Source organism: Paenibacillus wulumuqiensis, assembly GCF_000971965.1.
Taxonomy (GTDB): domain Bacteria; phylum Bacillota; class Bacilli; order Paenibacillales; family Paenibacillaceae; genus Saccharibacillus; species Saccharibacillus wulumuqiensis.
In genome coordinates this window covers 87,849-112,078 of record NZ_LAQP01000004.1, presented here as the reverse complement: position 1 = coordinate 112,078, position 24,230 = coordinate 87,849, and the positions used below count along the sequence as shown (strand labels likewise).

Below are 24,230 nucleotides of genomic sequence, written 5' to 3'. Positions count from 1 at the left end.
TCTGCTAGTAAAAGATGTCAAAATCGTTACTGTGCAGGTGGTGTCTCTTCCGTCTCATCCTTGATATCATCCGGATTGAACGGGGTATAGGCATCGGCTTCCAGCATGGTAATTACGCCGGGTGGCTGCGTCTCAATAACCTGATTCAGATATTCCACCTTGTCCGCGAGCAGCGATATGCTTGTAATCACTTCAAAGCGTGAACGGGTATACATCATGATCCGATCTGGGAACGAAGGCGTTGGAGAAGGGATGATCTCCGAAATATCCGATGTCAGTTCACCCGGTATTGTTCCCAGTACTTTGCACAGCTGAACCTTTTGCGCTTCATAGTCCGCCCACTGGGTGAGGACGGGCTTTTCTACAGCTACGCCGCGCGTGTCGGCACGTACCGAAGCTCCGCTCTGCAAAATAGCTGTCAATTGTCCGGACCCTGCCAGTTCATAGGCTACAACAGGGTACTCCTTGATCGTAACATCGATTTTACCCGGAAAATGCTTGGTCACTGCAGCACTCTCGATTGCAGGAATACTCAGCAGCCTTTCCTTGATCGTGTCTGCAGAAGTACCGTAAAAAGCATTGCCTTTGGCCAGACGGGTCACTGACAGCAGATCCTCCTTGGATGTAAACGCGTTACCTCTGAAAGTGATCTCTGATATTTTGCCCAGCGGTGAGAACCAGAATACAATTCCCAGTACCAGCAGGAAGAATATGCTCAGCAGAATGATCAATCGGTTTTTGCGTCCGGATCGTTTGTGACCCGCAGAAGGACGGGATCCTGCAGGAGATTCATTTTTCGGAAGAACAACTAGTTTTTGCTTTGGCATGGCAATTCTCCAATAAGTCTTATTTCAATTCAATCCGTAGTGCAGCCAGATTATACCTGAACTTCTCCGTCATTATAGCATGTCCCATTTGGAATCCCCAATCAGTGCAAAACGTCTCCCGATATTGCCTGCATATCACGAGAACTGTTTAGCACAGTGCCAGTCGTCCGATATGGATAAACCATTTCCGTTTTTGGCATGGACGACTGCTATGTAACGGTTCAGTATCCTTATTGGGTTACCGCAGAAGCACCGCAGATACGCTGTATCTCTTCCACAAGCAAAAAGGCCGATTGCGGAGTGCCCAGAGTGGAAGCAGCTTCGGACATTCTCTGTCGCTCCTCTTCATGATCCATAATTTTGTCAATATGGGCAATCAAGGTTTCTCCACTCAGTTCACGCTCCAGAATCATCTCCGCCGCTCCAGCTTTTCGGAGAGCCAGCGCATTGGCTTCCTGATGATTATTGGTTACATTTGGAGAAGGGATCAGCAAGGAAGGTGTACCCAGTGAAGTAATCTCCGCGAGTGAAGAAGCACCTGCCCGGCCAATCACCAGAGAAGTCGCTGCCAGCACTTCAGGCATATTCGGGATATACGGCAGTACATGCAGATAATTCGGCATCGAATCAGTCGCCTGATCAATGCGTTCATAGATTTCATCATAGTAGATTTCACCGGTTACAAATACATAATGTACATCGGGCTTTGGCTTTAGCAAAGGTGCTGCCTGCACCATCGCTTCCACAAGGGCGCGTGCACCACGGCTTCCGCCAACCATCAGTACTACTTTGGCATCTCCCGGAAGTCCCAGTGAAGCCAGTCCACGTTCGCGATCAGCATGCTGTACCATGGTAGCCCGCGGGTTTCCTGTGAACAGCACATGTTTGGCTCGTTTGAACTTGGAGATAGCTTCCTCAAAACTGACTGCTACCGTATCGGCATAACCGCTCAAAAACAGATTGGTCAGTCCCGGAATTGCATTCTGCTCATGAACCATGGTCGGAATCCCCAGCTTGGCAGCTGCATACACTACCGGTCCGCATACATAACCACCGGTACCAATTACAATATCCGGCTTGAATTCACGAATCAGCTTTTTGGAAATTTTGACACCCTGTATAAAGCGATTGATTGTCTTTATATTTTCCAGTGAGAACAGGCGCCTGCGGAATCCGGTAATATCAATCGTTTCAAAGCGCATTTTGGTTTCCGGTACGATCCGGGTCTCCAAGCCGCGCTTGCCGCCGATATACAGAAACTCCGCTTTGATGCCTTGCTCTTTGAATTGCTCGGCAATAGCCAGTGCAGGGTATATATGGCCTCCTGTTCCGCCTCCTGTTAATATAACTCGCATTTATCGCACCTCCTTTCATTTAAAATTGCGTATCTTAGTCTCTAAGTTACATATTGTATAGCACAATAGGGTACCTGGCTATTAGCAGGATTACCAGAGCTGTATATATCAGGAATCTACAGTTCGCTGACAGCCTGCTTGAATACTTTCCCTCTGATTTCGTAGGAGGCAAACATATCCCAGCTGGCACATGCAGGCGACAGCAGCACAATATCACCGGATTCCGCTAGTTCAGATGCTTGCTGAACGGCCTGTCGAACGGCCTGCTCCGCATCGGCTGTCTCTTCTACAATCTGTACGGAAACGATTCCTGCCAGTTCGGCGACACGCGCCAGCTTGTGACGGGTCTGACCAAGTAGAACGAGAGCCTTGACATGGGACTGAAGCACAGGCAGCAGATCCATATAATCGGATCCCCGATCCAATCCACCGGCAATCAGTACAATTCCCTGATCCTGAAAAGCGGACAGTGCCATCATCGTAGCCTTGGCATTGGTAGCTTTGGAATTGTTGTAGTAAGCCACTTCATTATGGGTCGTCACATACTCCAGACGATGCTCCACACCGCGGAAGCTGCGCAGGGTGTCTGCCAGCTGTTCCGGTTGGCAGCCTGCGGCAATAGCAATCGCACAGGCGGACAGTGCATTTTCCACATTATAACGACCGGGAATACCCAGCTCATCCACACGCAGAATCGGCACAGCGCCCCGCACTTCATCCCAGTACATGATCGTCCGTACCAGTTCATCCTCGATATCCGGCAGGTAGGACGGGGATACGTACATTCCGCATACAGACATATTCGTCTCCGCTGAGAGGGCAGCTGTCATCGCTGCGTTATTGCCCAGCTCCTCGTTCACGGAGAAAGGAATGATACGGCCTGCTTTGATATAAGGGATCATACTGCGGCAGTAGCTGTCATCCCAGTTCAGAACAGCGGTATCCTTTTCACCCTGATTTTCAAAAATTTTGCGTTTGGACGTTACATAGTCATCCATCGTGCCATGATAATCCAGATGGGTCTCGGCTACATTCAGCAGACAGGCAATTGTCGGATTGAAATCCCGGGTGCCTTTGAGCTGGAAGCTGCTCAGCTCCGCCACAATAATGGCATTATCCTTCTCTTCAGCCTCTACAACAGCCTGACAGAGCGGAATACCGATATTACCGCCCACGATCGGATGCAGTCCACAGGCATCCAGCATTTGACCTACCCATGTAGTGGTTGTCGTCTTGCCGTTGGAACCGGTAATACCGATCATTGGAATATCGGATATTCGGTAAGCCAGCTCGACTTCGGTAATGACTTCGATACCCAGTTCAAGCGCCTGCTGAATCGGCGGCGCGCTGTAAGGGATACCGGGATTTTTGACAAGCAGTGCCACGTCCCGGTGAATCAGTCCTTCCGGATGCCCGCCGCAGATGACCTGTATATCCAGTTCTTCCAGCTCGGCTGCTTCGGGGGACTGCTCTCTTGGTTTCAAATCATTGACGGTCACAACAGCACCGAGACGATGCAGCGCTTTGGCCGCTTCGACACCGCTGCGTGCCAGGCCGATCACAACGACCGGCAGTCCGCGGTAAGATTGAGGATCATTCATCACTACAACCCCTTGCTAATATAGATTCCGAGTACAGCCAATACGAGGCTGACTGCCCAGAAGGTCGTCACTACACGCCATTCCGACCAGCCGGATAATTCAAAATGATGGTGAATCGGTGCCATTTTAAATACACGCTTGCCGTTACGGGTCTTGTAGGAGACCACCTGAATAACAACGGACAGCAATTCCACAACGAACACACCGCCAATAATCAGGAACAGCAGTTCACTTTTGGTTACGATCGCAATACCGCCGATCGCTCCTCCTATCCCAAGTGAACCCATGTCTCCCATAAATACTTTGGCCGGATGCGCGTTGAACACAAGGAATCCGATTACTGCGCCGATCATTGCTGCAGCACATACGGCAGCAGCAGGTGCCGTCGCCTGAATCGCAATAATTGCATAAGCAGCAAATGCAATTGCACTTACCCCGGACAGCAATCCGTCTACTCCATCGGTAAAGTTAACCGCATTGGTAATTGCCAGCAGCATAATGACGATGAACGGATAATAGAACCAGCCGCCCCAGTCAAAGGAGAATGAAGTCCCTGGGATACCAAGCGCCGTACTATGCCCTTTATCAATCAGCAAATAACAGATAATCGCCGAAAAGAACAGCTGCATTACCAATTTCTGCTTGACTGTCAGGCCAAGTGAACGTTTCAGGCCGATTTTGATGTAATCATCGAGAAATCCGATCAGGCCAAATCCTACTGTAGACGTTAACAGCACCCAAAAGTTCGTATCAATCACCGAGAACTTGATGAAGACGAGTGTCGCTGCCAGGATAATAACAATACCGCCCATTGTTGGCGTTCCTGCCTTTTTCAGATGGGTCTGTGGGCCGTCACTGCGTACATGCTGTCCGAACTTGATGCGCCGCAGCAGCGGGATCAGTATCGGCATCGCGATAATTGACAATATGAATGATGCGGCAGCCGCTAATAACAATATTTGAAAATCCATTTTCCTACTCCTCCAGCGCCTATGCGTTGCTTATTGAATCAGGCATCAGCGCCTGTATAACTTCTTCCAGTCTCATGCCTCTGGAAGCCTTGAATAAGATAACGTCCTTGCTGCGGACGGTCTGCAGCAGATCATCGATCAATTCCTGTTTGGATGTGTAGGAACGGATAGCTTCCGGCGGCAAATGTCTGGCTGCGCCGCTGGCAATCGCTTTTCCCCGCTCTCCATAGGTCAGCAGCATGTCTGCCTGCCCATCCACATATTCACCAATCTGTTCATGATAAGCAAGCTCTTCGGTTCCGAGTTCCAGCATATCCCCGAGTACGGCGATTTTGCGTTTGTAGCCTTTGAGACTGCCCAGTACATCGATAGCTGCCTTCATGGAACTTGGACTTGCATTATAGGCATCATTGAGCAGGGTGATTCCGTCTCTCCCCTGCAATATCTCGATCCGCATGCCTGTCAGACGCAGCTTGGCAAATCCCTGTCGAATCTGGGCTTCACTCAGCCCGTATGCATTAGCCACCAGGATCGCCGCCATGGCATTGACCATATTATGCGCTCCCAGCACCGGCAGATTCCAGGCTTCTTCCGATAGCGCATTGGTTGTAAATATGGTGGACTGTCCCTGGGTCATCATTCCAGTAGCATACAAATCATTGTTATGCTCCATGCCAAACGTAACCTTGCGCATTTCCTGACTGACATATTGCGGTTCAGCCAATACCTGCTTGAGCAGCGGCTCATCTCCATGGTATACGAGCAGACCCGAGGATTTTAGACCATTTACAATTTCCAGCTTGGCACGGGCAATTTCTTCCCGGCTGCCGAGCTGCTCCAGATGGGATTCTCCGATGTTGGTAATAACAGCCGTATCGGGACGTGCGATATGGGACAGCAGCTCAATCTCGCCGCGTGCACGCATACCCATTTCCAGAATCAAAATTTGCGTATCCCCAGGCATGGCCAGAATGGTCAGTGGAAGACCGATATGACTGTTAAAATTGCCTTCTGTCTTGTGCACCCGATAGGCTTCGGTCATGAGGGCATAAATCATGTCCTTGGTCGTTGTCTTGCCGTTGGACCCGGTAATGCCGATTACTCTCGCTTCGGTACTATCCAGATAAGCGCTCGCAAGCTGCTGGAGCGCCTCCAGCGTATTTTCGACGACAATGGTATTCCCGGTAGGCGGCGTGCCATGATCCGCCTGCCACAGCGCTGCTGCGGCTCCGTTTGCCAGCACCTGTCCTACCAGATCATGTCCATCTACCCGTTCCCCGATGATCGGGATAAACAGGCAGTTATCATGCAGCTGTCTGGAATCAATAACGACGCCATGACAGAGCACCGACGGATCGCCGTTCAGCTGTCCGCCGCACATGGCTGCTATCTGTCCAATAGTTGTATTTATCACTTGAAAAGACCCCTTATCGCTTCTTTGGCTACCAGCCGGTCATCAAAATCATGAACCTCCGTACCTACAATCTGGTACGTTTCATGGCCTTTGCCCGCAATCAATAGTACATCGCCGGGGAGTGCCATTTCAACCGCTTTTTGAATCGCGGCACGGCGGTCGACGATACGTTCATATTTATCCGCTGCCACCTGCTGTTCGCGCAGTCCGGCTTCAATATCATCCAGAATCGCCTGCGGGTCCTCGGTACGCGGATTATCCGATGTTACCAGTGTATAATCGCTGTATCTCGCAGCTACCTGTCCCATTAACGGACGTTTAGTACGGTCACGGTCACCACCACAGCCGAATACGGTCAATACCCGTCCTTCTGCAAATTCGGTAATGGTACGCAGTACATTTTCCAGTCCATCCGGTGTATGGGCATAATCTACAATGACGGCAAATGGCTGTCCGGCGTCGACCGCTTCAACACGGCCATCTACACCAGGCATCTGCTCCAGACTCTCACGGATGCGCTCCAGCGGCACATTCTCGATCAGCGCTGCTGTAATTGCAGCCAGTGCATTATACACATTGAACTTGCCTACCATCTGAAGTGTGATATCTGTACTTCCGCGGAATGTATCAAGGTGGAATGCAGTGCCTTTAGCTGTAATCTGGATACGGGATGCCTGTACATCTGCAGGTTGATCCACACCATATGTAATCACATCGGCAGCTGTAATGCTGCGGAAATAGGCTGCTGCCGGATCGTCGGCATTCAGTACCGCATATTTGCGCTCAGCCGGATCGGCATCATAAGAGTTCCCCAGACGTGCAAAAAACAGCCCTTTGGCTGCCACATACTGTTCCATCGTCTCATGATAATCCAGATGATCCTGACTGATATTTGTGAAAATGGCTGTCCGGTAATCCGTACCTTTGACACGTCCCTGTTCCAGCGCGTGGGAAGACACTTCCATTACACAGCACTCTACGTCATTTTGCACCATCTCATGCAGCAGACGCTGAAGCTCCATCGCTTCTGGTGTGGTACGAGGCATCGGCACAGCTTTACCGTTATAACGCATTTCAATCGTTCCGATTAAGCCTGTATTGATATGATGATCATTCATAATACGCTCAATCAGATAAGAAGTTGTGGTTTTGCCGTTCGTGCCTGTAATTCCAATCATATTCAGCTTGCGGCTGGGATGTTCGTAAAATGCATCTCCCAGTACAGCCATCGCATGACGGCAGCTGCTCACCAGCAGCTGCGGAATATCCAGCGGCAGGATTCTCTCCACCACCAGAGCAGCAGCACCTTGTTTCAATGCCTGTTCGGCAAAATCATGTCCATCTACCGTAAAGCCTGGCAGACAGATAAATAAATCCCCTGCTTTTACCTTGCGTGAGTCAATTTCCATGCCAGTAATGGAAACATCTGCAGCACCTTCAATGCGGGATGTAATAAGCAGGCTGGCCGCTTCAGATAACAACATAGCGATTCCTCTTTTCCAAAATTAATAACGATACCCGGCAGTCTCCGGATGAATAAAGGGGGCTTCCCTTCACCGATGACTGCCGGGTTATCATAATTAGCATTAACTCATTAGTTCGTTGGAGCACCTGTAGGTTCCGGAATTTTGAGCGAACTTCCGGAGGTACTTCCTTGTCCTTGCACAGAGCCAGTCGTCGTAGCACTGCCACTACCTACCTCTGCTATGGATGGATCTGCTGCTGTACCCGTTGATTGGGAAGATGATGCCGATGACTCGGCAGATGCATCCGGCGATGAAGTGGATTCTTCTGTCGCCTTTTCTGTTGAATCTTTTTCTTTGGATTCGGTCGCTGCATCCTTACTGTCTGCCGGCTGGGTCTCATCTTTGGTACCCAGTGCATTTTCTTCCGGATCATCAACGCCTGTGACTGTAGCTCTTGCCGACTTGAGCGTAAGTGTGATAATTCTCCGGCCATTGCCCGAAGACTCCACCTGCTCTGCCACATAACCCTGTCCTACTGTCGTGACCTCGACCTTCATCAGATTCAGAATCTCCAGCGCATCACGCAGTGATTCTCCTTTGAGATCGGGAATTTCCATTTTGGTCGGGTCTTCAGTCATCAGATACACACTCTGACCGCCGTCCATTACCGAACCTACAGGAGGATACTGCTTGACGACCTTGCTGCCTGTACCTACCACTTTAAAGGCAATTCCGCTGGCAATCAGCTTTTTCTTGGCTGCATCCACCGTTTTGCCGGTAAGTGTAGGTACATTATATACGGCAGGAGCAGGTGCAGAGGTTGGTGTCTTTTCTTTTTTCTGCGTCGTGATATCTTCGTTTGCTTTCGGCACGCCCATGTAAGGAAGCGCCTGGCTCACGATTTTCTTGAATACAGGTGCTGCGGCTGCACCGCCGCCCAGCTTGGAATCGGCCGGCTGGTCAATCACGACGATCATGGCGATCTTCGGCTTGTCTGCCGGTGCGAATCCAATAAAGGAAACGACCTGCTTGGTATAATCATACTTGCCGTTAATAACTTTGACCGCGGTACCGGTCTTACCGGCGACACGGTAACCATCAATGTAAGCATGACGGCCGGTACCGATTTCCTGGTCAGATACGACCTGCTCCAGATAGCCGCGTACTTTCTCCGATGTGGCGGCGTCAATTGCCTGACGCACTTCATGCACAGGAACATCGGTAGTGACACCTGTATTCGGATCGGTAATCGACTTGACCACATGAGGAGTCAGCAGCTTGCCGCCATTGGCTACTGCAGAGACACCGACCAGCTGCTGTAAAGGGGTAACCTGTACACGTCCGTGCCCATATGCTGCTGTAGCGACCTCTGTTTTGATATTGGGATCGAATGTAATAGCACCCGGCAGTTCACCAGGCAAATCAATTCCGGTCCGAGCACCAAATCCAAAAGCATCAATGTATTTGCGCAGTCTCTCGGCTCCCAACATTTCATAGCCGAGTTTGACAAAAGCTACATTACTGGAACGCTTGAGACCTGTCAGGTAAGTGATAGGTCCCCAGCCGACACGGTTGATATCATGCAGTGTAGTGCGGCCTACCTGTATGGTACCTGATTGATAGGTTGCTTCCGGGTTAAACAGTCCTTCTTCGACTGCACCAGCGAGAGTAATAATCTTAAAAGTGGAACCCGGCTCATATTCCGCTTTGATCCCGAGATTTTTGAAGCTATCGTAATTCTCTTCGGTAACCTCATTGAACTTGTTTGGATCAAATGTCGGCATATTCGCCATTGCCAGAATATCCATCGTATTCGGATCGGCAGCAATAACCGTTATGCTTTTCGGTTGGAGCTGCTTGTAGGCTTCTTTCATCGCCTGCTCCGTGTAATACTGGATTGTCTCATCAATTGTGAGTTTCAGATTACTGCCATTCATAGCTGGCTGATACACATCCTGTGAATCCGGCAGTTTGTCATTCTGATTATCACGCTGATAACGGATCGAACCGTCTGTGCCTTTGAGCTGCTTATCATAATAAGCTTCTATTCCGGCTACAGCTGCGCCGTCGTTATTCGTATATCCGAGTACATGGGAAGCCAATTCATTTTTGGGGTAGTACCGCTTTGTTGTAACATTCAGCTGTACACCCACGTCATACTTTTCATCTGTTTTTTCCTTTAGTTCAGCAATCAGTGCATTCACCTGATCGGCTTTGTCCTGTGGAATCCTACGACCGCCCGAGTTTAGCTCACGCCATACACGAAGCTCGCTTACAGGATTTTTGGCTGTGGGTGTGGTTTTGGATGTAGCCTGCTTTTCAATTTCACTTTCATCCGTGCCCAGGATCTCATGCAATCTGCTTACAATCTCATCCTTTACACCAAGTTCTGCAATCACTTTAGGATTAAGTACGACATCATAGGCAGGGGCATCCATCGCCAGTTTGTTACCGTTACGATCGGTAATTGTACCACGAACAGCAGAAATGGTACTTGTCTTTTCCCATTGTTTGACTGCATATTTATGCCAATCCGATCCTTGTACGACCTGAATCCAGAATACACGGATAATGAGTACAGCAAAAAAAAGGAGGATGCCTCCTCCTATGAGTAAAGCACGAAGTCTTATTCTTTTATCCACTGCCTGATCCCCCGCTTTAGTTGTTCACTTTGATATCCGTCGAGGTAGCGGTTGTTCCTTTGTCCCGTGATACCTGGATAGGCACAATATCGGTAGGCTCTATGTAACCCAGAGCAGCTGCGCGCGCAACGATATCATTCTCAAGCAGATGCTGACGCAGTTCATTTTGTGTGGTCTGCTGCTGCAGCTTGGCTGTAGCACTCGCCATTTCCTGCGCATTTTTATTGATTTCATAAATATACGCATAACGCCAAACAATAATTCCTGCAATCGCAACACAGAACAGAACGGTTGCGAGATACAGCATTTTTTCTTGAATCGGCAGGGCAGATCGGCGTACAACCACTTTTGTCGTTTCACGATATTTCCGTACGACCTTTTCAGCCGGTTTTTGCTTAACGGCCAGGTTCCCGCGTGTATAAGCCATGTATCCGTCTCCTCACTGTATTTATTGTAGATTTTCTTTGTTTACTTTTTCGGCAACACGCAATTTAGCGGATCTTGCCCGTTTATTACTCGTTACTTCCTCATCTGTTGGCAGAACCGGCTTGCGGTTGACCAATTTCAGTACGCCGCCGTTGCTCACATAAATAGGGAAGCCCTGTGGTGCAACGTCCTTTTCCAGATATTCTGCAAGAATCTGCTTGCACAATCGATCCTCGAGAGAATGGAACGTAATGACAGATACGCGTCCGCCTGGTGCCAGACAGCGTACTGATTGATGAAGCGCTTCTTCGAAAGCACCCAATTCATCATTAACAGCGATCCGAAGCGCCTGAAAACTACGCTTGGCCGGATGTCCACCCGTTCTTCTGGCTGCAGCAGGAATGCCTTCCTTGACAAGTTCTGCCAGTTCCCCTGTTGTCTCAATCGGTACTTCATTTCTCCGATTTACGATTACTTTGGCAATACGCTTTGAAAACTTTTCTTCGCCATATCGATATAGTATGCGGGCGATTTCTTGTTCAGGCCAGGTATTCACAATAGTCCGGGCGGTTAATTCGATGGACTGATCCATCCGCATATCCAGCGCAGCATCATGATTATAGCTGAATCCCCTGTCAGCATCGTCGAACTGAGGTGAAGAAACGCCAAGATCGAACAGAATGCCGTCTACCTGCGGTACTCCATCTTTGACCGGCACTCCGGCTTCCAAAAGCTTTTCCTCCAGATAACGGAAGTTACTTTTGATCAGAGTGACTTTGTCCTCATATGGTGCCAGTACCGCTTTGGCATTATTCAGCGCAGTATCATCCTGATCAAAAGCGATCAGTCGTCCACCCGCTCCCAGTTCAGCTGCAATTACCGAACTATGTCCTGCTCCCCCGAGCGTACAGTCGACATAGATTCCATCAGGTTTGACCTGAAGTGCTCTTGTCGCTTCTTCTTTTAATACAGTGATGTGATGAAACAAGATGTAAACCTCCTAGACGATTACAGATCAAGATCAAAATCAACCAGCTTCTCAGCAATTTCGTTAAATGATTGTTCTGATTCGTTATAATATTGTTCCCATACAGCTTGGCTCCAAATCTCTACCCGGTTGGAGACACCGATAATGATACATTCCTTCTCCAGCCTGGCGTACTGCCTCAAATTGCCCGGCAGATTGACCCGCCCTTGCTTATCCCATTCTCCTTCCAGTGCTCCCGAGAAAAAGAAGCGTGTAAAAGCACGGGCATCAGCTTTCATTAGCGGCAAAGATTTAAGCTTTTGTTCCAGGAGAGACCACTCCTCCATGGGATAGACAAAAAGACAATGGTCCAGACCGCGGGTAACAACAAAGGATTGACCCAGAAGTTCGCGAAATTTGGCTGGAATAATAATCCGGCCCTTATCGTCAATGTTATGCTGAAATTCACCCATGAACATTGGCGGCTCACTCCTTTTACCCATTGTTCCCCACTATGTACCACTTTCCTCCACTCTATCTAGCATAATAGATTCGTCGTATAAAATCAAAACCCTTCTTTAAATGTCAATTTTTTTTGAAAAACGTAACTTTTTTTAAATCTTTATGTAAATCAGCATATTGTTTTGCAAAAAAGCGCGCAAAAAGCCCGACTTTTCTATATCGGAAGAATCGGTCTTTTTGCTTAGTAACTTGCTTGAGAAAATTTCGATTGCTGTCTGACTAGTGAGAGCTTTTTTTGAAGTTTTACATTTCTGCCTTACGAACAGTCTCCTTATATGTAATTCTTCATCATTGTATGTATCCCAACTTTTATCTTACTGGCTGTATGGACAAATTCGGGATTGCCATGAATACGAAAATAGAGACTTCCCAGAAAGCTTTTAATATTGAATATGATTTTATATTCTTCATTCCATACCTCGGTTTTATCCCATTTCAAAAAGTTGTCGATCCAGTCTTCAACTTCTGTCTCCGTCAGCTTCTGCTGATCAAGCAGGGTTACTGCTGCAGTTACCAGTCTTTCTTCTTCAAGGTTGGTATAGGCAACTTCTTTTATACAGACAGCCATCTTTATAGCTTCCAAAAATGTAATATGATCCTGCGGCGGCAGATCAGTATAAAGAAATAATGCATGTATGGCATCTGCCGTATGAGCCAGTGTATGTGCCCAGCCTTTATTTTCTACGAAACCTCTTCTATCTCTCTCTTTCCTGATGTAAAGCAGAAGATTTTCCTTGATCTCCATCAGTTCATCTCGCTCCAGAAATGGACGTGCCTGATTTCTTTCCAGCAGCAGTGGGATCAACAAAACCGAAAAGGAACGAACAAAAACCGAATCGGTATTTGTCTCGCCTATGTTATAAAACAAATGTTCATGATCCAGCATGCTATCTTTTATGTAAGCCAGTATATTTTCGGACAGTTCTCCTGAAATAATCCAGTGCGCGAAAGTTGTATAAATAAGACCATCCCGCAATTCGCTATCTGTTGATCCTATATGTCTAAGCATTAACTTGATAACCTCTTCAATACGATCGCTTTTATCCAGCTTAAAGTCTTTTTGTTTGAGCATATTGAGTCTGTTTTTCAATATGTACTCTTCCTGTACCCTGTTCATAACAAAACCTCCCTTTCGATCAGACAATCAACACAGAAATGGATAATACATTTGCCATCTTCTCAGACAAATATATTATCCATCTCCACTAACTATACAATAAGGACTTCGGTTCGACGGCTGTTAAGACCAGCTGTCCAGATAAGATTTCTGTGCATCGCTCAAAACGTCAATACCAATGTCCAGGCTCTCCAGTCTGTAACGGGCCACCTGTTCGTCCAGTTCATAAGGTACACTGATGACGCCAGCACCCAGCTGCTTGTAATTTTCATTGACATAACGAAGGCCCACTGCCTGCAAGGCAAATGTCATATCCATGATTTCAGCCGGATGACCGTCTGCAGCACCCAGATTAACCAGTCTGCCTTCAGCCAGCAGATAAATGCGGCGGCCGTCCTGCATTTTGTATTCTTCGATGTTTTTGCGGGCGGTACGGATCGATACGGCGCGGGCTGCCAGATCCGGCTTGTTCGCTTCCACATCGAAATGACCGGCGTTACATACGATAGCACCATCTTTCATTACGTCATAGTGCTCGCCTACGATAACATCCTTATTGCCGGTTACGGTAATAAGGAAATCGCCAAGCGCTGCCGCTTTGATCATTGGCATTACATGGAACCCGTCCATATGGGCTTCCACCGCTTTGATCGCATCCACTTCAGTGACAATGACATTCGCGCCGAGTCCTTTGGCACGCATCGCCACCCCTTTGCCACACCAGCCGTAGCCGACGACAACAACCGTAGTACCGGCGATCATCAGATTGGTCGTACGGATAATACCGTCAAATACAGATTGACCGGTACCATAACGATTATCAAACAGATGCTTGCAGTACGCATCATTGACAGCGACCATCGGCAGCTGGAGTGTGCCTTCTTTTTGCAGGGCTTTCAGGCGGATGATTCCTGTAGTCGTCTCTTCGGCGCCGCCGCGAATACCTTCCAGCAGATCCGGGCGCTCGCCGTGCATCAATGTAATCAGATCTCCACCATCATCGATAATCAGATCCGGTCGGGTCTCCAGTGCATGCAGAACCAGACTTTTATATTCGGCAGGGTCCGGATTGTATTTGGCAAATACGGTAATTCCGTCTTCAACCAGTGCCGCGCATACATCATCCTGTGTGGACAGCGGGTTGCTGCCGGTAATAGTTACTTCCGCGCCGCCTGCCTTGACCACTTTGGCCAGGTAAGCCGTTTTGGCTTCCAGATGCAAACAGATCGTAACTTTCAGTCCCTTGAAAGGAAGATCACGTTCAAATTCTTCGCGAATCCGGTTCAATACCGGCATATGGGAAGATACCCACTCAATTTTACGGTGGCCTTCCGGAGCAAGCGCCATATCAGCGACGATGCTGTTTTGAAGGGATGGCAATGTCATATTCATTTCTCCTCTGCATATAGATAATTCCAGCTCATTATTATAACCCACTGATAGTTCCATTTAAAGGCATACCTATCCAAGAAGCAATCTTTATTTCTTCTTTCACCACTCCTGCCGCAGTATTCAAACGGGATACAGATACTATTCATACTGCTTGGCCCATGTCCATTTCCACATAAAAATAGAGCATCTCCCGACGAGAATGCTCTATTTGATATGCATTGCAGTTATGAATCCGATCTGTTGTAAAAGGTGTCCTCAACAGCCTGATCGGATGCGGAATATCCACCGTTTGTCATGCCGTATAGTGGTAAAGTAAATCCATTTGTCGCATGCATCATTTACATGTAGATCAAGCGGTGCCCGCCATCCAGATCAGGCTCGATACACAGCAGCTGATCCAGCCACTGCTCACCATACCGACCCAGATAATAGTAGCTGTTGATCGTACGTTCCTGCGGCTTGCCAAAAGGATACAGCGAATGAGCAATGCGATCCAGTCTGCGCAGTCCCACTTCGTGCTGCTTGGCTACCGCGTTGCTGCTTTTGCGATGCAAGTATTCAATCTGTGCTTCGATCTTGTGCTGATTGGTCTCGGCGATATGAGGCAATGATGGATCCACCTCAGCCAGAGATTCAATAAACGGCATATATATCTGATCAAATTGGCGTCTCAGTTCTGCGAAACGCTCGTCCAAATGGTAATCTTCTTGTTCGGACAACCATTTTTCTCTTACTTCTCCAAACCGCTGCCGCACATCATCAAAAGAAAGATCGAACTGCTGCATCAGCATTTGAATTTTCTCTTCTACCATCGTAAAGGACATCCGCGGCAAAATCGGCGGCATCTGCAGATCCAGAATCTCAAATGCCTGATGAGTAAGCGCCCAATAGGCAATCTCTCCGGTACCCAGAATCGTACTCAATACGGGGAAAAGGGATTCCTGCATCAATGGACGGGTCAGTACATTGTTGCTGAATCGCTCGGGGTGTTGTTCCAGTATGTCCAGCAGTTCATCTGGTGTAAATGTCACCAGACCTTTGCGATCGGTGAACATGCCGTCACGCTTGAACAGCAGTATCCGCTCATTGGCATAAATTTCATCACTATGGATATAAAACAGATTGGCACTTTCCTCGGCAACTGTCGCCTGTTCTTCGTAGCCAAGTGCACGCACTTTCTCCGCTGCTGCCAGATAAGCTTGTGTCAGTTGATCATTCTGCTGAATCATTTTGCGGAATACAGGAACTTCCAGTCGGCGCAGCTGTGGATCATCTGAATCCAGCAGCACCACACCAAAGCGTCCAAACAAACGTCCCAGCTGTTTGGCAAATGCCCCGCTTAGATTGTCTGACTGCTCCATATACTTGCGCAGCTCCTGAATCCATTCACTCTTATGTTCACTGTCAGGCAGCAGGCTCTCGAACTGCTTCAGTACACCTTCCGTATGACTGCGGTCGATGGATGTACGACTTACCGGTGAATGACCTCCACGTTCATGATCCATACGGATTTTGACCGCCTGGCCGTCACGATCGGGAAGATACGTATGATTCACTTCATCCCAGTCATGATCTTCACCGGCAATCCAGAACACAGGCACTACAGGCCGGTTCAGCCTGGCTGCCGCTTCCCGTGCACCAAGAATCAAGGTTACTACTTTATAAATAACCAGAAGCGGACCTGTAAACAAACCACTCTGCTGGCCGCCGACCATCGTCAGTGTCTCCTCCTGGCGAAGCAGTTCCAGTGATTTGTGGACTTCTTCATGATTATTGTGTAAATGATTATAGGATTCTAGACAATCTACCAACGCTCCACGTTCCATCCGGGAGTGCTTACTCTGATCCAGCCATGCTGCACGCTGAACCCACGTCTGCGGATCAGTAACTTTCATATTATACAAGCTGCTTACCGATGCAAAATCATTCATATACCGCTCTGCGAGCGGCTGATTCGCAGGTAGCCTCTCCGGGACTACATTCATGGGGTAAGGTCCTCCTCATCGTTGTTACTTATTGTAACTTCTATACCTTATATGATTGTAACGAAAGTATAGCCGTTTAGTCAAAGAAATCAGCATACTTTTATACTTTTTGAAATAAAGAAAAAAACCGTCATATATTATGACGGTTTTTATATAAAACGATTATAAATTAAGCAAGCGGCTGAGCCACCCAGTGTCCTGGAGATACTTCCAACAGCTCGGAATTTTCCAGATTGAAAGGATCTTTTGGAGCACCAGGGTTAGCGGATTCTACAGGCGCCTGCTGCTCATCTGGCAGCAGAATTCTGCGCTTGTTCACTTCCACATCCGGATCAGGGATTGGAATTGCAGACAGCAGTGTTTTGGTGTAAGGATGCAGCGGATTCGCGTACAGCTCCTCACTTTCTGCCAGTTCCACAATTTTACCCATGTACATAACAGCTACACGGTCACTGATATGTTTTACCATGGATAGGTCATGGGCAATAAACAGATAGGTCAGACCAAGACGCTGCTGCAGTTCTTCCAGCAATTTAACAACCTGCGCCTGAATCGATACGTCCAGTGCGGACAGCGGCTCATCACAGATGATGAATTTTGGATTAACAGCCAGCGCACGGGCAATCCCGATTCTCTGTCTTTGACCACCGGAGAATTCATGCGGATAACGGGTAGCATGACTCGCCGTCAGTCCTACCATATCCAGCAATTCTTCTACACGTCTCTTGCGTTCTGCACGGCTTCCCGCCAGTCCATGAATATCCAGAGACTCTCCGATAATATCCATAACGTTGAAGCGTGGGTTCAAAGATGCATATGGATCCTGGAAGATCATCTGCATATCTTTACGCATCGCTTTCATTTTACGTGGAGACAGGTTGAAAATATCCGTCCCGTTAAATTTAACGCTTCCTCCAGTCGGCTCATATAGACGAAGCATCGTACGACCTGTTGTCGACTTACCACAACCGGATTCACCTACGACCCCAAGTGTCTCACCTTCATAGATTTTGAAGCTTATATCATTAACAGCTTTAAGGATGTTACCTTTGCCCAGGTTAAAATGCTGACGAAGATTCGTCACTTCTACCAGCGGACGAGTCGGGTCCAGACCGGCAATGGCAGATACCATTTTCGGTTTTTTCGGCTCATCCAGACGAGGCAATGCGTTCAGCAGACGTTTGGTGTACGGATGCTGCGGGTTTTTGAAGATCTCGGATGTTGTACCTGTTTCTACAACATCTCCTTCTTTCATAACCACGACGCGATCACACATGCCTGCTACGACACCCAGGTCATGTGTAATCAGAATGATGGATGTACCCAGCTTTTGCTGCATGTCTTTCATCAGGTCCAGAATCTGTGCCTGAATCGTAACGTCCAGTGCTGTAGTCGGCTCATCCGCAATCAGCAGGGATGGACGACATGCCAGTGCAATCGCGATCATCGCACGCTGACGCATACCACCCGAGAATTGGTGCGGATAATGGTTGAAGCGGACTTCCGGATTTTTGATACCGACCAGTTTGAGCATTTCCAATGCAGAAGCTTTGGCTTCGGTAGAAGACATCTTCTGGTGTTTCTGCAATACTTCCGTGATCTGCTTGCCGACTTTGATAGTCGGATTCAGGGAAGTCATTGGATCCTGGAAGATCATACCGATATCTTTACCACGGATCGATTCCATTTGCTTATCAGTTTTATGAAGCAGGCTCTCGCCCAAAAAAGTGATTTCTCCACTTTTAATCTTAGAAGGCGGAGAAGGAATCAGACGCATAATGGTTTGAGCGGTTACACTTTTACCACTACCGGATTCCCCAACAATACCCAGCGTCTCTCCTTTGCCAATTTCAAAATTGACATCTTTTACGGCATTAAATTCACCTGCACGAGTGCTGAAAGACACGCTCAAATTCTTGACTGTTAAGATTTTCTCCACTTAGCCCACCTCCTATAGATTTTATTTTCTCAGTTTCGGATCCAGTGCGTCTCTCAGACCATCACCCAGCAAGTTGAATGCCAGCATAGTGATACAGATCAGACCAGCAGGGAACCACATACGCCAAGGATACAGATTCCATCCCTGCAGTGCATCATTGATCATCGAACCCAGAGAAGATACAGGCGCCTGTACACCAAGACCGAGGAAGCTCAGGAAAGCTTCGGCAAAGATTGCACTTGGTACCGACAGTGTTACTGTTACGATAATAGGTCCCAATGCATTGGGCAGCAGATGTTTGAACAATTGACGGCTGCCACTTGCACCCATGGAACGTGCTGCCAGGATAAAGTCACGATTTTTCAGCTGCATAATCTCACCGCGTACAATCCAGGACATGGTTACCCAGCCGGTTACAGCAAGTGCGAAAATGATAGTTGTCAATCCTGGCTCCATAACAACCAGCAGCAGGATGACGATCAGCAGATAAGGAATGGAGTACAAAATCTCGGAGATTTTGTTCATCACTTCATCGACGCGGCCGCCTTTGTAACCCATAACAGCGCCGTAAATGATACCGATAATAAGGTCAATCAGTGCTGCAGAGAAACCAACGATCAGGGAGATACGAGCTCCCATCCACGTACGAACCCACATATCACGCCCCAGGTTATCCGTACCAAACCAGTGTTCTGCCGACATTGATTTATTCGTGTTCATCAGATCATTACTATAATAATTATATGGCACCATATGCGGGCCAATAATTGACATCAAAATAATAATAAAGAGTACAACCAAACTAATCATAGCGACAGGATTACGAGATAAACGATACAGGGCATCCTGCCATAACGACACACTTTTCTGCTGAATAGTCGGATCGCTCGCCGTATCAGCAGTTGCATTATTCGGATTTTGGTTTCCAGTAGCTGCCAACGGTTAAGCCCCCTTTCTTCCAGACAGTTTGATGCGCGGATCAACCAGCACATACAAAATATCTGTTATAAAACGTGCAAGCATCAGAATTACACCATAGAAAATGGTTACACCCATAATCATTGTATAATCACGGTTGGTAATACTTTCAACGAATACTTTACCAATACCACCAATACCAAAGATCTGCTCAATAACAACAGAACCCGTAATAACGTTAGCAGTCATAGGCCCTACATAAGTAACAACCGGTAAAATACCGTTACGTACGACGTGACGAGTCATAATAGTAAAGCCATTCAGACCTTTGGCTTTGGCTGTTTTGATATATTCGGAGTTAAGTACCTCCAGCATGCTGGAACGGGTCAAACGTGCGATAAAGGCGATTGGCTGTACCGCCAAAGCGGCTACCGGAAGCACAAAATCACTAGGCTTGCTGAAACCCATTACGTTAAACCAGCCAAGTTTGAGAGCAAACAAATACTGAATGAGCGTCGCAAGCACAAAGCTCGGTACCGCGATTCCTATAATTGCCAAAATCATGGCCACATGGTCGATCAGCTTACGATGATACAAAGCCGCAATTAGACCAAGCACAATTCCGACAATAATCGAAATGATAATTGCAAAAATACCAATCTGCAAAGAAGGCTTAAAGGTTTGAGCAATCCGTCCGGTAACATCCTGGTTCTGATATTTCATCGAAATACCAAGATCTCCTTGAATAATATTGCCCAGATAACGTACATACTGTACAGGAATTGGTTGATCCAATCCGTATTGCGCCATCAGACGTGCTTTAATCTGAGGCTGTACTGCTCTTTCTGACATGAAAGGATCCCCTGGAATGACTTTCATCAGAAAAAATGTCAGTGATACCAGAATAAATAGAGACACTAGCATAAAAAGAAACTTGCCGGCAATATACCTAACCATTCTTCTGGAACCCTCCTTTGTGTATTTTTTATGCGCTACGTTGAACCATGATATTCCTTTTACTATTCATAAAAAGCAAAATTGCGATTCATATTATTTAATAGAAACAAGTAAAAACTTGCAATATTCAAAGTTAGAAAAAGCAATATATGGTAAAACAACAAACACACATAAAAGCGGGATATATATGGTTGGAAAATCTCCACATATATCCCGCAGCAATCATCTAACTGCCAAATTCATTATTGAATTATTCGAAATACGCTTTGGAGAAGTCAACTGCTCCACTGAAATCAACAACGATTCCTTTAAGATTAGGTTTTACAAGGGAAATACTAGTGTAGTAGTAGATTGGCATAATAACCATATCGTCTTCAACCAGCATTTTCTCTGCTTGGGACATATCAGCCATACGTTTTGCACTGTCTTGAGTTGCTTTTGCATCATCAATCAGTTTGTCGTATGCCGGATTTGCATAACCTGCGTTGTTGTTACCACCGCCAGTTACCCACATGTCCATAAATGTCATTGGATCATTGTAGTCAGCTGTCCAACCAGCACGGGCAACTTGGAAGTTACCACTTTGACGGTTGTTCAGGAATACGCTCCACTCCTGGTTTTCGGTTTTCACGTCTACACCCAGGTTGGTTTTCCACATATCAGCAATCGCCAGAGCGATTTTTTGGTGAGCTTCACTGGAGTTGTAGATCAGTGTGATTGGAGGCAGAGTTGTGTAACCTTCCTCTTTCATACCTTCTTCAAGCAGTGTTTTTGCTTGTGCTGCATCTTCTTTGAAATAGCTGTCTTTATGCTCAGCACGGTATTCGTCCGTTTGGCCTTTGATACCTGGAGGTACAAAACCAAATGCCGGAATTTGACCGCCCAGTGTTACACTGTCAACGATCGCCTGGCGATTGATGGACATTGCAAACGCTTTACGGATTTTTGCGTTATCGAAAGGTTTTTCTTTGTTATTAAATTCATAGTAGTACGTGCTTGCAATACCTTTTGCCTGGAATTGATCCGGGAATTGTTGTTTTGCAGCAGGGATCTGGTCGGTTGGAATCTCACCAGTTGGTGCACCAGCATAATCAAGCTGGCCGCTTTGATAACTGGAATACTCGGTTGCGCCGGAGTTAACCAGGGAAGCCGTAATCGTATTCAATTTGATGTTATCTTTGTCCCAGTACTTGTCGTTTTTGGTCCAAGCCAGCTGTTGGCCTGTAGTCCATGTTGTCAAAGTGAACGGTCCGTTAGTAACCATAGTGTCTGCTTTTGCAGCCCATTTGTCATTAGCTTCAACGTTCTTTTTGTTAACCGGATAGTATGTGTAGAAAGAAGTCAGACCCAACCAGTAAGGTGCAGGGTTCTCAAGAGTTACCTCAAGCGTCTTCTCGTCAACAACTTTTACGCCAACCTGGGAGAAATCTTTGATTTTGCCAGTGTTGAACGCTTCGCCATTTTTCAGGTAGTAAAGCTGGTAAGCATATTCAGATGCCGGAGCAGTGTCTGGGCTCAGAACGTGTTCCCATGCATAAGCGAAATCTTCCGCTGTTACAGGTTCACCGTTGTTCCAAGTTGCGTTATCGCGAAGGTGGAAAGTATATTTCAGACCATCTTCGGATACATCCCATTTCTCAGCAACGCCAGGAGCGGGGTTGCCATCTGCGCCCATACGGGTCAGACCTTCGTACATCAGCTTCAGAGCCGTATTTGTCTGGCTATCTTTTGCCTGAGCCGGATCAAAAGTAGGAGGTTCTGCGCTCATGTTAATACGTAAATCCTGTGTTGCAGTGCCTTCTCCTGCTTGTCCACTTGTACCTGTACCACTCTCAGAACCGCTGCCGCAAGCTGCAAGCAAGGTGCTAAAAGCTAGCACGAGGGTCATAAGTACTAACCAACTTTTCTTTTTCATCTAGCAGTTTCCCCCTAAAAAATGTGGTATATGTTTATTTATTATACAACCAGTGGTCAAAAAACAGTGGTCAAAAAAATCTATATCTTAATCTTAAAAAAAGCGTTTTTTTTCGGTTTTTTCAACAAATTTATCACATGTGTGAGTATATTAGGCTTCATCCCACGGAGGAATACCTGACATAAAGCAAAATTATTCCAATTTTCGACACGTTTATCGTGTTATGTATTGCAAAATTGCGATCAAAAGCAGCACGATGTAACCTAAGCTCAAAAACAGGAACGATAAACGCCAGACCGCCCGGAAAAGTCGTTGGAAATCCACTTTCCCTTTTAACCGATTCTGTGCGCTGCCTATAATACCAATCGCCAACAGCAAAATTAACAAAAATATGTAAAATCCCATTTGGCTGTTGAATATGATGTTAAATAATGCGGCTACCGAAATATAAAGGAAAGGCGTTGTCACATCCATTGCATTTCCGATCGCTTTCTTTTTCGGCTCTTTCTTAAACCGGCTGATGAGGTATGCAGCCAGGAAAGGAATAAAGGGAACGAGACTCAAGAAAATCGCTCCATTTAGCAGCCACCCAAAAAATCCTCCCATTAATCTGCCTCCTTTGTGGTCATTGCCTCAATCAGGGCGCATACCCATTCGTGCCCGGGTGCTGCAATCTGATGACGCTGGCCAATCTCGACGATACTGCCATTTATCCATTCAATCTCGGTTCTTCTGCCCTGCTGTACATCAGCAAGCATGGAAGAGGTATTGGATGCTGTCGCACGGCATACCTGTAAGATATCATTCCACAGTGATTCTGACCATTCTATATCTGCTTTGTCATATACCTGAATCGCTTCTTCATAGAGCCTTTTCATCACCGATATCCGCTCGGGACTCTGCAAAAGCTCTCCATTAGGTATACGCCACAAAGCCGTAAGTGGATTAATCACCGCATTGATCATCAGTTTCCGGTATATGGCCATCTCGATATTATTCGACAGCGAGGCATTAAGTCCTGCTTTAGTCCATAAATTTAATAACAAAAGTATAGCGTCCGATTGCCCATTCTCTGCACCTTTCGATTCATCTCCCCTGTCTGCAGTACTGTGACCTTGGACCAATCGGCCGATTACTGTCTCCCCATACCCGGAATGGACTACCGCATGAGCTGATGGTTTCTTGGCGCCCTCTGTTGTAATGCCTGCATAAACCTGCCATTGATCCCTCCATAGATTGTCCATTCGTATCCCATTTTGAAAACAGATAATGGCAGTCCGCTCGGATGCACGTTTTCCCACCTGACGAACAAAATCAGTTGTGAGATGGGTCTGCTTTACGGTCACCAAAATAATGTCTGCTTTTTGATTCTGATCTGTCTGCCGAATGTCCGATACTGGCTTTACGCTTCCTTTCGCCGGAATCGTCAGACTATCCATAAGGGAAACCGAATTGGCAGACGGATAAAACTGGACCCCTTGCTCGCGGATCAGTGAAGCCTGTTCCTCGGTACGTGTCCATAAGTTCAGTCGGATCTCTTCTTCTGTCAGCGCCAATTTACTATAAAAGAGCAAGCCAAGAGAGCCTGCTCCAAAAATATCAATAATCATGTGATTCCCTCCGAACATAGTATACGATAAAATAAGAATAGATGAGTCAAGAATAACCCTATTCTATAATACTCATTCACTGCATGATACATGATTAAAATCAATAACAGCTATATGTATACATAAAGACAACTTTTGCTGCTATCCTGCTGCACGATTGCCTGCGCAAATCGAATAATGAATTTATTTGCAGCAACAATATTAAT

General features: G+C 47.0%; 19 protein-coding genes. All 19 read right to left on the bottom strand.

Features of this window, described 5'->3' with window-relative positions:
• Positions 1–26 precede the first annotated feature (26 nt).
• Complete coding sequence (locus WH45_RS12460) at positions 27–827, bottom strand: cell division protein FtsQ/DivIB (protein WP_046214757.1); 801 nt, start codon at positions 825–827, stop codon at positions 27–29.
• 230 nt (positions 828–1,057) lie between these two features.
• Positions 1,058–2,182: an undecaprenyldiphospho-muramoylpentapeptide beta-N-acetylglucosaminyltransferase gene (gene murG, locus WH45_RS12455; RefSeq protein WP_046214756.1), complete on the bottom strand. Its 1,125-nt coding sequence runs from the start codon at positions 2,180–2,182 to the stop codon at positions 1,058–1,060.
• Between the two features lie 116 nt (positions 2,183–2,298).
• Positions 2,299–3,783, bottom strand: a complete 1,485-nt coding sequence (murD, locus tag WH45_RS12450) for a UDP-N-acetylmuramoyl-L-alanine--D-glutamate ligase (RefSeq protein WP_046214755.1) — start codon at positions 3,781–3,783, stop codon at positions 2,299–2,301.
• A gap of 2 nt (positions 3,784–3,785) precedes the next feature.
• On the bottom strand, positions 3,786–4,754 hold the full coding sequence (mraY, locus tag WH45_RS12445) for a phospho-N-acetylmuramoyl-pentapeptide-transferase (RefSeq protein WP_046214754.1): 969 nt from the start codon (positions 4,752–4,754) through the stop codon (positions 3,786–3,788).
• A gap of 19 nt (positions 4,755–4,773) precedes the next feature.
• Entirely contained in the window at positions 4,774–6,165 is a 1,392-nt protein-coding gene (locus tag WH45_RS12440; RefSeq protein WP_152663561.1) for a UDP-N-acetylmuramoyl-tripeptide--D-alanyl-D-alanine ligase, read from the bottom strand.
• On the bottom strand, positions 6,165–7,652 hold the full coding sequence (locus WH45_RS12435) for a UDP-N-acetylmuramoyl-L-alanyl-D-glutamate--2,6-diaminopimelate ligase (RefSeq protein ID WP_046214753.1): 1,488 nt from the start codon (positions 7,650–7,652) through the stop codon (positions 6,165–6,167). The genes WH45_RS12440 and WH45_RS12435 overlap by 1 nt, the downstream gene beginning before the upstream one ends.
• A 110-nt stretch (positions 7,653–7,762) precedes the next feature.
• Entirely contained in the window at positions 7,763–10,276 is a 2,514-nt protein-coding gene (locus tag WH45_RS12430) for a penicillin-binding transpeptidase domain-containing protein (protein WP_046214752.1), read from the bottom strand.
• Between the two features lie 16 nt (positions 10,277–10,292).
• Positions 10,293–10,703 carry a hypothetical protein gene (locus tag WH45_RS12425; protein WP_046214751.1) on the bottom strand — a complete coding sequence of 137 codons (411 nt, stop codon included), beginning with the start codon at positions 10,701–10,703 and terminating at the stop codon, positions 10,293–10,295.
• A 21-nt stretch (positions 10,704–10,724) separates the two neighbouring features.
• Positions 10,725–11,690, bottom strand: a complete 966-nt coding sequence (gene rsmH / locus WH45_RS12420) for a 16S rRNA (cytosine(1402)-N(4))-methyltransferase RsmH (protein WP_046214750.1) — start codon at positions 11,688–11,690, stop codon at positions 10,725–10,727.
• Positions 11,691–11,710: 20 nt separating this feature from the next.
• On the bottom strand, positions 11,711–12,148 hold the full coding sequence (mraZ, locus tag WH45_RS12415; protein ID WP_046214749.1) for a division/cell wall cluster transcriptional repressor MraZ: 438 nt from the start codon (positions 12,146–12,148) through the stop codon (positions 11,711–11,713).
• Positions 12,149–12,462: 314 nt separating this feature from the next.
• Positions 12,463–13,308, bottom strand: a complete 846-nt coding sequence (locus WH45_RS12410) for a DUF2785 domain-containing protein (protein WP_052723758.1) — start codon at positions 13,306–13,308, stop codon at positions 12,463–12,465.
• Positions 13,309–13,431: 123 nt separating this feature from the next.
• Positions 13,432–14,694, bottom strand: a complete 1,263-nt coding sequence (locus WH45_RS12405; protein WP_046214748.1) for an adenosylhomocysteinase — start codon at positions 14,692–14,694, stop codon at positions 13,432–13,434.
• A gap of 344 nt (positions 14,695–15,038) precedes the next feature.
• Positions 15,039–16,685, bottom strand: coding sequence for a bacillithiol biosynthesis cysteine-adding enzyme BshC (gene bshC / locus WH45_RS12400; RefSeq protein ID WP_046214747.1), 1,647 nt, complete (start codon positions 16,683–16,685; stop codon positions 15,039–15,041).
• Positions 16,686–16,854: 169 nt separating this feature from the next.
• Entirely contained in the window at positions 16,855–18,624 is a 1,770-nt protein-coding gene (locus WH45_RS24140; RefSeq protein ID WP_046214746.1) for an ABC transporter ATP-binding protein, read from the bottom strand.
• A gap of 21 nt (positions 18,625–18,645) precedes the next feature.
• Positions 18,646–19,500, bottom strand: a complete 855-nt coding sequence (locus tag WH45_RS12390; protein ID WP_407668028.1) for an ABC transporter permease — start codon at positions 19,498–19,500, stop codon at positions 18,646–18,648.
• A 66-nt stretch (positions 19,501–19,566) separates the two neighbouring features.
• Positions 19,567–20,499 (bottom strand): ABC transporter permease, encoded by a 933-nt coding sequence (locus WH45_RS12385; RefSeq protein WP_046214744.1) that lies wholly within the window; start codon positions 20,497–20,499, stop codon positions 19,567–19,569.
• A 250-nt stretch (positions 20,500–20,749) separates the two neighbouring features.
• On the bottom strand, positions 20,750–22,414 hold the full coding sequence (locus tag WH45_RS12380; protein WP_046214743.1) for a peptide ABC transporter substrate-binding protein: 1,665 nt from the start codon (positions 22,412–22,414) through the stop codon (positions 20,750–20,752).
• A 213-nt stretch (positions 22,415–22,627) separates the two neighbouring features.
• Positions 22,628–23,020 (bottom strand): DUF3397 domain-containing protein, encoded by a 393-nt coding sequence (locus tag WH45_RS12375; protein WP_046214742.1) that lies wholly within the window; start codon positions 23,018–23,020, stop codon positions 22,628–22,630.
• Positions 23,020–24,024, bottom strand: a complete 1,005-nt coding sequence (locus WH45_RS12370; protein WP_052723757.1) for a ketopantoate reductase family protein — start codon at positions 24,022–24,024, stop codon at positions 23,020–23,022. Before WH45_RS12370 ends, WH45_RS12375 begins: the two co-directional genes overlap by 1 nt.
• Positions 24,025–24,230 lie beyond the last annotated feature (206 nt).

Coding starts and splice junctions, on each gene's coding strand:
- WH45_RS12460 (WP_046214757.1), bottom strand. CDS start 827: ATGCCAAAGCAAAAACTAGTTGTTCTTCCGAAAAATGAATCTCCTGCA.
- murD (WP_046214755.1), bottom strand. CDS start 3,783: ATGAATGATCCTCAATCTTACCGCGGACTGCCGGTCGTTGTGATCGGC.
- bshC (WP_046214747.1), bottom strand. CDS start 16,685: ATGAATGTAGTCCCGGAGAGGCTACCTGCGAATCAGCCGCTCGCAGAG.
- mraY (WP_046214754.1), bottom strand. CDS start 4,754: ATGGATTTTCAAATATTGTTATTAGCGGCTGCCGCATCATTCATATTG.
- WH45_RS12380 (WP_046214743.1), bottom strand. CDS start 22,414: ATGAAAAAGAAAAGTTGGTTAGTACTTATGACCCTCGTGCTAGCTTTT.
- WH45_RS12405 (WP_046214748.1), bottom strand. CDS start 14,694: ATGACATTGCCATCCCTTCAAAACAGCATCGTCGCTGATATGGCGCTT.
- WH45_RS12410 (WP_052723758.1), bottom strand. CDS start 13,308: ATGAACAGGGTACAGGAAGAGTACATATTGAAAAACAGACTCAATATG.
- murG (WP_046214756.1), bottom strand. CDS start 2,182: ATGCGAGTTATATTAACAGGAGGCGGAACAGGAGGCCATATATACCCT.
- WH45_RS12385 (WP_046214744.1), bottom strand. CDS start 20,499: ATGGTTAGGTATATTGCCGGCAAGTTTCTTTTTATGCTAGTGTCTCTA.
- WH45_RS12425 (WP_046214751.1), bottom strand. CDS start 10,703: ATGGCTTATACACGCGGGAACCTGGCCGTTAAGCAAAAACCGGCTGAA.
- WH45_RS12370 (WP_052723757.1), bottom strand. CDS start 24,024: ATGATTATTGATATTTTTGGAGCAGGCTCTCTTGGCTTGCTCTTTTAT.
- mraZ (WP_046214749.1), bottom strand. CDS start 12,148: ATGTTCATGGGTGAATTTCAGCATAACATTGACGATAAGGGCCGGATT.
- WH45_RS12435 (WP_046214753.1), bottom strand. CDS start 7,652: ATGTTGTTATCTGAAGCGGCCAGCCTGCTTATTACATCCCGCATTGAA.
- WH45_RS12375 (WP_046214742.1), bottom strand. CDS start 23,020: ATGGGAGGATTTTTTGGGTGGCTGCTAAATGGAGCGATTTTCTTGAGT.